Annotated in this window: 10 protein-coding genes; 9 read left to right on the plus strand and 1 reads right to left on the minus strand. The window is 71.1% G+C overall.

Annotated elements, in window-relative coordinates; genetic code table 11:
• Positions 1–90: 90 nt before the first annotated feature.
• The 3 genes from MLE64_RS08780 to MLE64_RS15770 are packed head-to-tail and all read left to right on the plus strand — an operon-like array spanning position 91 to position 2,443.
• Positions 91–510: an arginine repressor gene (locus MLE64_RS08780; RefSeq protein WP_243317385.1), complete on the plus strand. Its 420-nt coding sequence runs from the start codon at positions 91–93 to the stop codon at positions 508–510.
• 45 nt (positions 511–555) lie between these two features.
• Complete coding sequence (locus MLE64_RS08785) at positions 556–1,296, plus strand: hypothetical protein (RefSeq protein WP_243317386.1); 741 nt, start codon at positions 556–558, stop codon at positions 1,294–1,296.
• Positions 1,297–1,300: 4 nt separating this feature from the next.
• Positions 1,301–2,443 carry a murein hydrolase activator EnvC family protein gene (locus MLE64_RS15770; protein ID WP_279343017.1) on the plus strand — a complete coding sequence of 381 codons (1,143 nt, stop codon included), beginning with the start codon at positions 1,301–1,303 and terminating at the stop codon, positions 2,441–2,443.
• A 112-nt stretch (positions 2,444–2,555) separates the two neighbouring features.
• Here the strand turns inward: MLE64_RS15770 and MLE64_RS08795 are convergent, their stop codons facing one another.
• Positions 2,556–3,743, minus strand: a complete 1,188-nt coding sequence (locus MLE64_RS08795) for a type II secretion system F family protein (protein ID WP_243317387.1) — start codon at positions 3,741–3,743, stop codon at positions 2,556–2,558.
• Positions 3,744–3,840: 97 nt separating this feature from the next.
• Between MLE64_RS08795 and MLE64_RS08800 the strand changes: the two genes are divergently transcribed.
• The 6 genes from MLE64_RS08800 to MLE64_RS08825 all read left to right on the plus strand — a co-directional run bounded on the left by MLE64_RS08800 (position 3,841) and on the right by MLE64_RS08825 (position 13,380).
• Positions 3,841–6,330: a hypothetical protein gene (locus tag MLE64_RS08800; RefSeq protein ID WP_243317388.1), complete on the plus strand. Its 2,490-nt coding sequence runs from the start codon at positions 3,841–3,843 to the stop codon at positions 6,328–6,330.
• Positions 6,331–6,464: 134 nt separating this feature from the next.
• Positions 6,465–7,631, plus strand: a complete 1,167-nt coding sequence (locus MLE64_RS08805) for a DUF4382 domain-containing protein (protein WP_243317389.1) — start codon at positions 6,465–6,467, stop codon at positions 7,629–7,631.
• Between the two features lie 221 nt (positions 7,632–7,852).
• Positions 7,853–9,814, plus strand: a complete 1,962-nt coding sequence (locus tag MLE64_RS08810) for a proton-conducting transporter transmembrane domain-containing protein (protein ID WP_243317390.1) — start codon at positions 7,853–7,855, stop codon at positions 9,812–9,814.
• The gene (locus MLE64_RS08815) at positions 9,811–11,766 is read left to right on the plus strand and encodes a proton-conducting transporter transmembrane domain-containing protein (RefSeq protein WP_243317391.1); all 1,956 of its coding nucleotides are present in this window, start codon (positions 9,811–9,813) and stop codon (positions 11,764–11,766) included. Before MLE64_RS08810 ends, MLE64_RS08815 begins: the two co-directional genes overlap by 4 nt.
• A 73-nt stretch (positions 11,767–11,839) precedes the next feature.
• On the plus strand, positions 11,840–12,742 hold the full coding sequence (locus MLE64_RS08820; protein WP_423748254.1) for a respiratory chain complex I subunit 1 family protein: 903 nt from the start codon (positions 11,840–11,842) through the stop codon (positions 12,740–12,742).
• A gap of 2 nt (positions 12,743–12,744) precedes the next feature.
• A complete protein-coding gene (locus MLE64_RS08825) occupies positions 12,745–13,380 on the plus strand; it encodes a hypothetical protein (protein ID WP_243317393.1) in 636 nt (211 codons plus the stop codon).

The raw sequence follows: 13,380 nt of genomic DNA on the forward strand, positions 1-13,380 counted from the left end.
ATATGCACAGATCGAATGCCACGAAGCAAGAACTATTTCACGACTTTTGTAAGAAGGTTGAGTGAATGGCTTGCGAGTTCATGCAATTTCATGCAACATCCATGCATGGATTTGGATCAGCTCATCCTCCGGCTGCTGGAGGCCCACCCCATCGCGGACCAGACGGACCTGCTGGAGAAGCTGTCCGCCGAGGGCCACGAGCTCACCCAGTCCACCCTGTCCCGGCGCCTCAAGCGCCTGGGGGTGCAGAAGGTCCAGGGCCGCTACCGCCGCGTGGAGGCCGCCGCCCAGATCCTGCCGGACATCACCCTCACCGAGGTGCCGCCCAACCTGTTGGTGTTGCGCACCGCGCCCGGCTTCGCCCAGGCCCTGGGCCTCAGCCTCGACGCCGATCCCGTTCCCGGCCAGATGGGCACCCTCGCCGGCGACGATACGGTCTTCGTGGCCGTGCTGCCGGAGCGCCTGGCCGACGTGAAGGCCCACCTCGCGCGGGTGGTGGCGGCGCGGTAGGGCCTTCAGCCGCTAGACTGACCTCCTGACCGTCTGGGAGTTGGCATGGACCGTTTCGGAAGTTCGAAGCTGCGCATCGGCTGGACGCTGGTCTGCCTGTTCCTCGCGGGGCTGGTGTTCATGGCGATCCGCGGGCAGCAGGGGCCGGACGGGTCGCAGGTGGTGGTCTTCGGCACGGCGGTTCCCCTGGGGGCCGAATCGCTCAAGGACTACGCGCTGGGCGGCCTGCAGGGCGTCATGTACTGGCTGGTGTCCCTGGTGGTGCTGCTGGGCGCCTTCGGTCCCGTGAGCCAGTGGACCGCGGCCGCCTCCCGCGGCGAGCGGCTCAAGGGCTTCTTCGCGGGCACGGGCCTGGGCTTCGCCCACGGGCTATTCCTCTCCCAGGTCGCGCTCCTCCCCGTGTGGACCCTGAGCTGGCGCCTCATCGGCCAGGCCTGGCCGCCGGAGCTGCTGCGGGCGGACCTCCACGGCCTCCTGCTGGGCCTCCAGATGCTGCTGTGGGGGGTGCTCCTGTCGCGGCTCCTGAAGTCCAGCGCCGGCCTGGCCCTGCTGCTTACGCTGCTGCTCCGCGAGCTGGGCCCGCGCCTGAGCTTCTTCCTGGACTTCGGCCAGGACCTGGGCTGGAGCGCGGGTCAGGTGAAGGTGCTGGAGGTCTTCGTGCGGCTGCTGCCCATGGCTCAGCTTCCCTCGGACCCCTTCTCGCCGCTGGCGCTGCCCCTGTCCATCGGCGGTCCCCTGGTGCTGGGCGCGCTGGCCATGCTGCTGCCGGCCGGGGGGCGGAAGTAAGCGGATGCGCCCCGCCGTCGGATTGCTGCTCCTGCCGCCGGTGCTGGCGGCCCAGGGGACCCAGAATCCGGCGGAGCTGCGCCAGAAGCTGGCGGCCATCCAGGGGCGTCTGGGCCAGGTGGACCAGCAGCTGGAGGCCCTGAAGAAGCGACGCAAGGGCGTGCTGGTGGAGATGCAGGGTATCGCGCTCCAGCGCGATCGGGCCCAGGCCCAGGTGGATGGTGCGCGGCTGCGGCGAGACCAGGCTCAGAGTGAAGTCCAGATCATCGGCCGCGAGCAGGCCCGCATCCAGGGCGAGGTGCTGAAGCTCCAGGGCGACCTCCGCAAGCAGGTGCGCTGGATGCAGGCGCTGGGGCCCCTGGGCGACCTGGGCGTCTACACCACGTTCAAGGATCCCGACGCCTGGCTGGAGCGGGGCCGCCTCCTGGCCTGGGCGCGGTTGCAGGAGCGGAAGCGCCTGGACCAGATCCACCGTCTGCAGGGCGACCTCGCCGCCAAGGAGAAGTCCCTCAAGGAGGTGCTGGCCCGGCTGGCCCGGGAAGAGCAGGAGGCCGCCCAGCTCCAGGCCGCGCTGCGCCTGCAGGAGGACAAGCTCAACAGCTTCCTCGACGGCCTGCAGAAGGACGAGACGGCCCAGCGGCAGGTCCAGGCGGAGCTGGCGGAGGAGGCCATCCAGCTGGAGCGCCTGCTGGCGGGCCTGCTGGCCAAGCCCAGGGCCGAGGTCTTCGAATCCGCCGTGGCCTTCGCCACCCTGCACGGCAGCCTGCCCCAGCCCGTGGAGGGCACCCTGGCCCAGGGCTTCGGCGAGCACCTCCATCCCCGCTTCCACACCAAGACCATGCAGAGCGGCCTGCTCATCGCGGCGTCCAGCGGCGCCCCGGTGGCTGCGGTGGCCGATGGCAAGGTGGTCTACGCGGACTACTACCAGAGCTACGGCCCCATGGTGATTCTCGAGCACGGCGGCGGCTGGTTCACCCTCTACACGCACCTCCAGGGCCTGCAGGTGGCCAAGGACCAGGTGCTCAAGGCCGGCGAGCGGGTGGGCGCCGTGGGCGACACCGTGGACGGCCCCCGCCTCGGCTTCGAGATCCGCCACCAGGCCCAGCCGCAGGATCCGCAGAAGTGGCTGAAGCAGAGGTATCGCTGATGATCCGGGGGTTCCACGCTCCGCTCCGCTGCGCGCACACCCCCGGACCCCCGCGCTCGGCCCGGCAGAGCCGTGCCTCGCTTCCTCACCTTCTGGGATCCTGCGAACCCTCTTACCGCACGACGTTGCTGGCGTTGAAGAGCGGCACGTAGATAGCGAGGAGGAGGCCAAGGACGACGACGCCCATGAAGAGGATGAGCACGGGACCGATGAGGCTGGTAACGGCGGTGGTGGCCTTCTCCACTTCCTGGTCGAAGAAGTCGGCCACGTGGTCGAGCATCTCGGGCAGGGCGCTGCTCTGCTCGCCCACGCGCACCATCTCGACGGCCAGGGGATCGAGGATCTTCGCCTGTTCCAGGGCCAGGTGCAGGCTGCTGCCGGCCCGCACCTTCTCGGTGACCACGGCCAGGCCGCCCTTCAGGCGCTCGCTGGGGCTGGTGCGCTGCACGACCTCCAGGGCCTGCACCACGGGCAGGCCACCGGAGAGCAGCACGCCCAGGGTGCGCGAGAACACGCTGGAGTGGTACATGCGGTAGAGGGTGCCGACCTTGGGGAGCATCAGCAGCATCCTCTCCGCCAGCTTGCGCCCGGCCTCCGAGGCCGCCATCCAGCGGATGAGCACCGCGAGGCCCGCGAGGAGGATGCCCTGGAGCCAGAGCGTGGAGCTGACCACCTTGCCCATCCCCAGCAGGATCCGGGTGACGAGGGGCATCTCGATGTCGCCCCCCGCGTAGAACTCCGCGAAGCGGGGCAGCACCACGTTGAAGATCACGCCCAGGGCCAGGATGAGCACCAGCACCAGGAAGGCGGGATAGAAGAGGGCCTCGATGATGCGCCGGCGGCTGCTCTGGGCGAACTTCTGGAAGGACAGCCAGCGGGCCAGCACTTCCGGCAGGGTGCCGCTGCGCTCGCCCGCCACCACGTTGCTGCGGTAGACCGGCGGGAAGGCCCCGGCCTGCTCCAGGGCGTCAGAGAAGGACATGCCCTCCCGCACCAGCTCCACCACGTGGGCCAGGGCGCGGCGGAGCTGGGGATCCTTGCCGTGGCCCACCAGCAGCTCCAGCGACTGCAGCAGGGGGATGCCGGCCTTCAGCAGGGCCAGCAGCTCCTGGTTGAACAGCACCAGGGATTCGGTCTTGAGCTGGGTGCGGCTGCGGAAGGCGGTGTCCGTGCGGGTGATCTCGAGGGGGAACCCGCCTTCGGCCAGCACGCGGGCCCGCAGCGCCTCGACACTCTCCGCCTCGAAGTCCCGCACGAGGACGTCGCCATTGGAATGCGTGAGCCGGACCGTGAATCGCATGGGCACCTGGGAGCTTTGAGGATAGCGGGAAAGGAAGCCCGGAGTCTGGAGGCTCCGCCCCCGACCGGATAGCCTCAGGAGATTCTTTGGAGGCCTCGTGCCGCTTCGCCCGCTCCTTGCGCTGCCCGTCCTGACCTTCACCCTGGCAGCCCAGGCCCCGCCCTCCGCGCCCCTGCGCACGGGCGTGGCGGAGCCCGCGGTCCTGGACCTGCGCGCTGTGGACGGAACGCTCCTGGTGCCCCGGGACAACCGGGACGCGACCCAGGTGGAGGCGGCCCGGCAGGGCTGGATCGCCCTGGTGGCGGGCCTGAAGGAGGCCTCCGCCGTGCGGCTGCGCCTGCCCTCCGGCGAAGGGCGCCTCTCCCTTCTGCTGGCGGCGGCCCAGGCCCTCAAGGCCCAGTCGCCGGCCCAGCGCCTCTACGTGGCCTTCGACCCCGAGGCCGCGCCCCTCCTGGACGAGACCGCCTGGGGGGCCGTGGACGGCGGCGCCCTGGTGCCCGCGGACCTGAACCTGGACCCGGCGAAGTGGCGGGCGCAGCTCACCCGGGCCCAGGACAGCTTCCCGGGCCGCCCCTGGACCCTCTGGCTGCCCTCGGATCCGGGCGCCCTGGTGTCCGTCCTCATGGGCGATGGAGGGCGGGTGGTGGTGCCTGCCGGCGGCCCCGGGGGCCGGCTGGCGGAGGCGCTGCCCGCGGGCTTCACGGACGTGGAGGGCGGGCTCGGCGACCTCACCCTCCGGAACCGCGCCGGGGCCATGCGCCGCTGGACCTTCGCGGGCGGCGCCTGGTCGGCGGTGCCCCTGCCCAAGGACCGCACGGAGGTGGCCGTCAGCGCCGCCGAGGCCTACGACGTGGGCGCCCTGCTGGCCAAGGTCCGGGCCGCCCAGCTCCGGTCCCGCGCCATGGCGCGGACCGTCCAGGCCAAGGCGGAGCTGGACCTGCACCTCCAGGCGCCCTCGGGCCGGGGCGGGGACCTGGGCTTCAGCTTCGGCTACTTCGAGCGGGCCGGCGAGTGGCCGGAGCTGCTCCAGAAGGCCGTCCGGTTCAACGGCGTTACCGCCAAGCTCGACGGCGAGGTGCAGCTGCCCCTCATCGAAAGCCGCCAGTCCATGTCCCTGCCCGTGGCCCTCGGCATGACCGAGCGCTACCGCTACCGGGACAGCGGCGCCGCGGGCCCGGGCCGGCGGCGGCTGCGCTTCGAGCCGGTGGACGCGGACCCCCTGCTGTATTCCGGCGACCTGGAGGTGGAGGAGGCCACGGGGCGGATCCTGGTGGAGCGTCGGGAGCGCGCGGACCTGCCGGGCACCGTGAAGAGCGAGCGGGAAATCCTCACCTACGGCGAGGCCGCGCCGGGCCTGTGGCGGCCCGTCTCCGTGCAGACCTTCGAGCGCTGGGTGAGCGCCGATGGCGTGGTGCAGGTGCAGCGTCGCTTCACCTACCGCGATTTCCAGGTGAACGGCGAGGGTTTCGAGGCGGCGCGCGCCGAGGCCCGGGCCTCGGGAGCCACCATGATCAAGGTGACGCCGGACGGGGCCCGCTACTTCACCAGGCAGGGCGACGGCACGCGGAAGATCGAGGAGAAGCCCAAGAGCAGCGGCCGCGCCCTGGCCGGGGTGGTGCTGGCGGACCCGGGCCTCACGCCGCCGGTGGCACCCCTGGGCGGCCTCCTCTACTTCGACTACAACGCCTTCGGGAAGGGCGTGCAGCTCAACGCCCTCACGGCCATCCTCTTCAACACCGCCAGCCTGGCCATCCCCCGGGGCCTGGGCAGCTTCGACGTGAGCGCCGACGCCACGGCCCTGCTGCTCAAGGGCACGGAGCGTCCCGTGGTGAACGGGCGGCTCTCGGACCGGGACGGCGTGGGCCGCCGCTTCGGGAAGATGGGCCTGGAGCTGGGGCGGGACCTGGGCCTGGGCTTCCGTCTGGAGGGCCGGGGCGACTTCGAGTACGACGACTTCAGCGAGGGGGACAGCAAGTACCGCACGCCGGGCTACCAGCTGCCACCCTCGGGCCTGACCCGCATCGGCACCCTCCAGGGCTCCTGGCTCTTCCGGGGCTTCCAGGTGCGGGCCTACCACGGCTGGGGCCGCCGCCCGGACGGGACCTACGGATTGGCCGCGGATCTCCAGGAGGTCCCCGACGGGGGTGATTTCCGCCGCTGGGGCGGCAGCCTGGGCCTGGATCGCGAGGTGTCGCCCGGGCTCTGGTTCCATGGCGAGGCCGGGTGGGCTTCGGGCCGCGCCTTCGACCGCTTCAAGGCGCTGGATGTGGGCGGCCTGGGCGGCGTGGTGCGCATCGCCGGCATCCGGGCCAATGCCATCACGGCGGACCGGCTCTCCTATGCCAAGACGGCCCTCGCCATCCCCACGGGACCGAACCTGCGCCTGTCCCTCAGCCTGGAGTACGCCCGGGCCCGCAGCCTGGACGACCAGAAGACCTACGGCATGGGCGGCGTCGGCGTCACAGGGGACCTGCCGGGCTTCTGGCTCTTCACCGCCGTGCGCGTGGACCTGGGCGTGGGCGTGCAGAGCGACATCGCGGGCGTCCGCACCGTGAACGGGTACGTGGCCCTGCTCAGGGTGTTCTAGGAAAGATAGACCCAAAGATCTATATCTTTATTTGATTGACCTTAAAACTCGTTTTTTAATTTGCGGACGAGCGCCTCCGGGACCATGATGGCTGTCCTGATGTCCTTATCCGGGGCATGAGATCGGAGGTGAACATGCTGAAATGGCGCGCAACCTTCCTGACGCTGGCCGGTCTGGGCCTCGCCTTCCTGCTGGCATGCAGCGGCTCTGGCTCCGGCTCCGGCAGCGGCGGCAACGTCGCCAGCGGAAGCATGAACGTGCATCTGGTGGACGGGCCCATCTCCGGCTACCAGGAGATCAACGTCAACATCCAGGCCGTGGAGATCAACAGCAACGGCACCTGGATCACCCTGGGCACGCCCAACAAGACCATCAACCTGCTGGGCCTCGTGGGCGGCGTGGAGGAGACGCTGGCCACCGGGGCCACCCTGCCCGCGGGCCACTACGGCCAGATGCGGCTGGTGCTCGGCTCCGGCAACACCGTCAAGCTGGCCGACGGGTCCGTCCAGCCTCTCAAGGTGCCTTCGGGCATGCAGAGCGGCATCAAGCTGATCGTCAACTTCGATGTGGCGGCCGGCACCACGAAGGACGTCTGGATCGACTTCGACGCCGCCCACTCCATCCAGGTGGTGCAGGCCGGCATGTCCGGCCAGTACATCCTGCGTCCCACCATCTGGGCCTTCGACAAGATCGCCACGGGCTCCATCCAGGGCACCTTGACGGATGCCGCCACCTCCACGGGCCTGCCCGGCGTGACGGTCTATGCCGAAACCCTGGATGGCTCCGGGAACGCCCGGATCGCGCGCAGCACCGTGACGGACGCCAATGGCGCCTACACCCTGGACCTGCTGCCGGTGGGCACGACCTACTACGTGGTGAGCCACCCGCTGGTGGGGACCACGACCCCGAAGGCCTATGACGCCAAGGCCAGCGAGGCCTTCGCCCTGACGGCCTCGACGCCGGTGTTCACCTACAGCGCGGCCTTCACCGCGAACGCCTCCACGGGCACCGTGTCCGGCGGCCTCACGCCGCTGGCCACCAGCAGCCAGAGCGACCAGGTGAACCTGCTCCAGTCGCTGGTCACCTCCTCGGGCACCTTCAGCTTCATCGTGCGCACCACCATGGCCGTCGTGGGCACCACGGAGACCTACGGCTTCACCACCGTTCCGGTCGGGACCTACAGTGTCCAGGCCGTGCGGAGCACCTTGAACCTGGATGGCACCACCACCACGACCACCTCGACCGTGCAGCCCGCCACAGTGACCGCGAGCACGACAACGACCGTGAACCTGGGGCTCTGATCCGCCCGCCTCAAGGCCCGGAGGCCCACGGATACTGGGTCTCCGGGCCTTGCCTTGTCCGCGGGGCCGGGCCTCCCGTCCGCATCGGTTTTGAAGACACGCCCGGGTTGGGAGTAGCATGGGCCCAACCGACCCCGGCCCATCTGATGACGAGCCCCTACCCGGGTGCCCCAGCCAAAACCTGAGCCGCCGGGCTCGTTTCCTGAACCCGGAGCGTGCAGATGCTGGATGTGGCCTTGGTCCTCGCGTCCTCCGGGTGCTGGTTCGCGGGGGCCCTGGCCTCGGCCTCCCCGCGCGCGCCGGAGCGCCTGGCCACGGGCCTCGGCCTCCTGGGCAGTCTCTTCGCCCTGGGCGCGGCGCTCCACCTCCTGCTCGGGGGGGCCGTCTCGGGCCTGGACTTCCGCGTCTGGGGCCTCCCGGCCCGCCTGGAGCTGGATGCCCTGTCCGCGGCCTTCCTGCTGCCCCTGCACCTGGTGGGCGGCCTGGGCCTGATCTACGGGCAGCGCTACTGGCCGGTGCAGCTGGCCTGGGGCTCGGGCCGATCCCTGCGCTTCTTCTACGGCCTGCTGGTGGCGGCCATGACGCTGCTCTTCCTGGCCCGGCACGGCCTGGTGTTCCTGGTGGCCTGGGAGCTGATGGCCGTGTCCGCCTTCTTCCTGGTGGGCACCGAGCACGAGAAGCCGGAGGTCCGGCGCGCCAGCTGGGTCTACCTGGCCTGCACCCACACGGGCACCCTGCTTCTGACCGCCATGGTGATCCTCATGGCCCAGCGGATGGGGGGCCTCCAGTGGACGGCCCTTCCGGCTTCCACCTCGCCCTGGTTCGAAGGCGGCATCCTCTTCCTGGCCCTCGCGGGCTTCGGCTTCAAGGCGGGGGTGCTGCCCCTGCACTTCTGGCTGCCTTCGGCCCACGCCAGCGCCCCCAGCCACGTCTCTGCCATCCTCTCGGCGGTGATGCTCAAGACGGGCATCTACGGCATCCTCCGCGTGTCAAGCCTATTGCCAGGCATCCCCCGGGGCGTGGGCGGGACGCTCCTGGCCCTGGGCGCCCTCACCGCCCTCTACGGCGTGGGGAACGCGCTGGCCCAGCGGGACTACAAGCGGCTGCTGGCCTACTCCAGCATCGAGAACCTGGGGATCATCGCCATGGGCGTGGGGCTGGGCTGGACGGGCCGGGCTACGCACGATCCCTGGCTCATGGCCCTGGGCTTCGGCGGGGCGATCTTCCACGTCTGGAACCACGCCCTCTTCAAGAGCCTCCTCTTCTACGGAGCCGGGGCCCTGTTGCACGCCACGGGCACCCGGGACATGGAGGCGCTGGGCGGCCTGGCGCGGCGGATGCCCCGCACGGCCCTGGTGGTCTTCCCGGCGGTGCTGGCGGTGGCGGCCCTGCCGCCCTTCAACGCCTTCCTGAGCGAGTGGTTCCTCTACCGGGGCCTCTTCGCCTCCCTGGGTCGGGGCTATCCCTGGTCCGCGGCCCTCGGCCTGGTGGCCCTGGCCCTGGCGGGGGGGCTGGCGGCGGTGGCCTTCGCGCGGTTCTTCGGCACCCTCTTCCTGGGTGCGCCCCGGAGCGAGTTGGCGGATCACGCTCACGACCCCGCCGCCTCCATGCTGCTGCCCATGGCCGTCCTGGCGGGGCTCTGCCTGGCGGTGGGTTTGGGGGCCTTCCTGCTGCTGCCCCTGCTGGACCGGGTGATCGCGGCGGCGGCCCCTGGGACGCCAGCCCTGCTGGCCGCGGGTCTCCGCGTGGACTTCCACCGGCTGGCCGGGGTGGAGCTGGGCCTGCTGGCCCTCGTCGGGGCGGGTCTCGCCTGGCTGCGCCGATCGCCCGAGGCGCCGGAGGCGGACCTTCCCACCTGGGACTGCGGCTACGCCGCGGCCGTGGCCCGGGCCCAGTACACGGGCAGCTCCTTCGCGGATGCGTGGGCGCCGGTCCAGCCGGGCCTGCGGGCGCGGCGGCCGCGCCTCCGGGGGCTCTTCCCGGGCGGGGCCTCCTTCCGCCAGGCCTTCCGGGAGCCCTTCGGCGAGGTGTTCCTGGAGCCGCGGGTGGTCCGGGTGGCGGAGCGCCTGCTCCGGTTCCGGCGCTTCCAGCAGGGTCACCTCCCGGTCTACCTCCTCTATGTGCTGCTGACCCTCCTGGGCACCTTCCTCTGGATGCTACTGCGGGGGAGGCTGCTGGGATGAGCCTCGCCCTCCTCGCCCTGCTGGTCGCGGCGGTCTCCGGCGTGCCGGGGCTGTTCCTGCGGCGGCGGGGCGGGGAGGTGGCAGCGGGCCTGCTGGGCCTGGCGGCGGTCCTGGGCCTGATGGCCGCCCTGCGGGTGCTGGCCGGGGGGGCTGGCGGGGCCCTCCAACTCCGTACCGCGGCGCTGGGATCACCGGGGCTCCTGGTGCTGGATCCGCTCGCGGCCTTCTTCTCCATTCCGGTGCTGCTGCTCTCGTTCTGCGGGGGGCTCTACGCCGTGGGCTACTGGGAGGGTCACCGGGGGCACACGCCGATTCTGCGTCTGGTCTTCGGATTCCTGACGGCCTCGCTGCTGATGCTGGTGATGGCGTCCCACGCCCTGACCTTCCTGCTGGCCTGGGAGGGCATGGCCATCGCCGCCTTCCTGCTGGTGATGGCCGAGGACCGCGAGCCCGAGACCCGGCGGGCGGGCTGGATCTACCTGGCGGCGACGCACACGGGTACGTTGTTCCTCTTCGCGGCCTTCGCGCTGCTGGCCAAGGTCCAGGGCCACTCGGGGTTCGGCGCCCTGCCCGCGGGCCTCGCGGCCACCCGCGGAGGCACGGCCCTCTTCGCGCTGTTCCTGCTGGGTTTCGGCTTCAAGGCCGGCGTCCTGCCGCTGCACGTCTGGTTGCCACCGGCCCACGCCGCCGCCCCCAGCCACGTCTCCGCGCTGATGTCGGGCGTGCTGCTCAAGATGGGCATCCTGGGGATCATCCGCTTCCTCTCCTGGGTGCCGGACCCTCCACCCTGGTGGGGCGGGACGCTGGTGGCGCTGGGCGCCCTGTCCGGCATCCTCGGCGTGGCCTTCGCCCTGGGCCAGCACGACCTGAAGCGCCTGCTGGCGTATCACTCCATCGAGAACATCGGGATCATCCTGCTGGGCCTGGGGCTGGGCACCCTCGGCAAGGCCACGGGCCATCCCGCGATGCAGGCCCTGGGCTATGCCGGGGCCCTGCTCCACGTGGTGAACCACAGCCTGTTCAAGGGCCTGCTGTTCCTGTCGGCGGGGTCCGTGCTGCACGCCACGGGCACGCGCGATCTGGAGCGCCTGGGCGGCCTGGGGCGGACGATGCCCTGGACGTCGGCCGCGTTCCTGGCCGGGTCCTGGGCCATCTGCGGCCTGCCGCCCCTCAACGGCTTCGTGAGCGAGTTCCTCATCTACCTGGGCGCCTTCCGGGGCCTGGGCCTCGAGCTCGGGCTGGGCCGGCAGGCCTGGCCGCTGGTCATCCTCGTCTCCCTCGCCCTCATCGGGGCCCTGGCCCTGGCCTGCTTCGCCAAGGCCTTCGGCGCGGTCTTCCTGGGGCTGCCTCGGACTCAGGCGGCGCAACAGGCGCCGGAAGCGCCGCGCAGCATGCTCCTGCCCATGGGTCTGCTGGCCCTGGCCTGCCTGGCCATCGGCGTGGTGCCCGCCCTCTTCGCGCCGGCCCTGGGGCGGGTGGTCGGCTTGGTCGGGGGGGCGCCGGCAGGTGGCGAGGCGCTCGTGGCGCTGGCTCCCCTGCGCATGCTGACCTGGGCGGCCCTGGTCCTGGGGCTCCTGACCCTCCTGCTCGGGCGCTGGCTCCGCCTGGTGCCGCAAGGGAGGGACTTGCCCACCTGGGACTGCGGCTACGCGGCGGCGGACGCGCGGATGCAGTACACCGCATCCTCCTTCGCGGACGGCCTGGTCAGGGGCCTCCGCTGGGCCCTGCGGCCCGTGGCGCACCTTCCCCGCCTCGTGGGCTGGTTCCCCCGTCCGGCGCGGTACGAAAGCCATGTGCCGGATCCGGCCCTGGACCGGGCAGCCTCGCCCGCGCTTCAGCTCGCCGTGCGCGGCGCCGGCCTCCTCCGCGTGGCCCAGGGCGGGGCGCTGCCCGTCTACCTGCTCTACGTCCTGCTCACCCTGCTCGCGCTCCTGGTCTGGATGGTGGCCTGACATGGTTCGATCCCTGCTCCCGACAACGCTCCCGACAACGCTTCCGGTGATGCTCCCGGCGATGCTCCCGGCGATGCTCCAGTTCCTGCTGCACGGGCTCACCGTGCTGCTGCTGCCGCCCCTGATCCCGGGCCTCATCGCCAAGACCAAGGCCCTGATGGCCGGCCGGCAGGGCCCGCCGGTGCTCCAGCTCTACTACGACCTGGCCAAGCTCGCCCGCAAGCAGGCCGTCTTCAGCCGCACCACCACCTGGGTGTTCCTCGCCGGCCCGGTGGGGGGCGTGGCCGCCGGCCTGGTGGCCTCCTGCCTGGTGCCCTTCGGCCACACGCCGGCGCCGGTCTCCTTCCAGGGCGACGTCATCCTCTTCGCCTACCTCTTCGGGCTGGCCCGCTTCCTCACGATCCTCTCGGCACTCGACACGGGCTCCAGCTTCGAGGGCATGGGCGCGGCGCGTGAAGCCACCTTCTCGGCCCTGGCGGAACCCGCGCTGTTCCTGGGCTTCGCGGCCCTGGCCAAGGCCAACGGCAGCCTCTCGCTGGGAACGATGCTGGCCTTCCCGGGCAGCCTCACGACCCGCTTCACGGGACCCCTGATCCTCATCCTGGCGGGCTGGGTGATCGTCTACCTGGCGGAGAACTCGCGCATCCCCGTGGACGACCCCAACACCCACCTGGAGCTCACCATGATCCACGAGGTGATGGTGCTCGACCACTCGGGTCGCCCCCTCGCCCTGGTGCTCTACGGCGCCAGCCTCAAGCTCCTGGTGCTGGGCGCGCTCATCCTGACGCCGGCCCTTCCGCGCGCGCCCCACGCCTGGCAAAACTGGCTGGCGTTCTATGCGGCCCTGGGGGGCCTGGCCGTGGGAGTGGGCGTGGTGGAGAGCTCCATGGCCCGGTTCCGCATGACCAAGGTTCCGCAGTTCCTCGTGGCCGGGGTGCTGGCCACCGCCTTCGCCTTCCTCCTGATGCTGGTGTAGCCATGCTGCCCGACCTGCTCATCGCCCTCACCATGCTGTCCAACTTCAGCCTCGTGGCCACGAGCCGCGTGGCCAAGGCCATTCAGTTCGCCGTGCTCCAGGGCGTGCTGCTGGGCCTGATGCCCCTGGCCATGGGCCTGGGCCGCCACTTCCACATCATCCTGCTGGCCATCGCGGCGGTCGCGGTGAAGGGCTGGCTCATCCCCTTCCTGTTCCGCCGCGCCCTGAAGCAGGTCCACATCCAGCGCGAGGTGGATCCCTACATCGGCTACACGGTCTCGCTCATGCTCTGTGCCCTGGGCACGGGCCTCAGCCTGCTCCTGGCCCACAACCTGCCGCTGAAGCCGGGCACGGAGTACGTGCTGATGGTGCCGGCCTCGCTGGCGACGCTGTTCACGGGCTTCCTGCTGCTGGTGTCCCGCCGAAAGGCCCTCACCCAGGTGGTGGGCTACCTGGTGCTGGAGAACGGCATCTACCTCTTCGGCCTCCTGCTGGTGGAGGACATGCCGGCCCTGGTGGAGGCGGGCATCCTGCTGGACCTCTTCGTGGGCATCTTCGTGATGGGCATCGTCATCAACCACATCCGCGTGGCCTTCGATTCCACCGACACCCGGCACCTGGCCGAGCTGAAGGACTGA

The organism is Geothrix paludis, assembly GCF_022808815.1.
Taxonomy (GTDB): domain Bacteria; phylum Acidobacteriota; class Holophagae; order Holophagales; family Holophagaceae; genus Geothrix; species Geothrix paludis.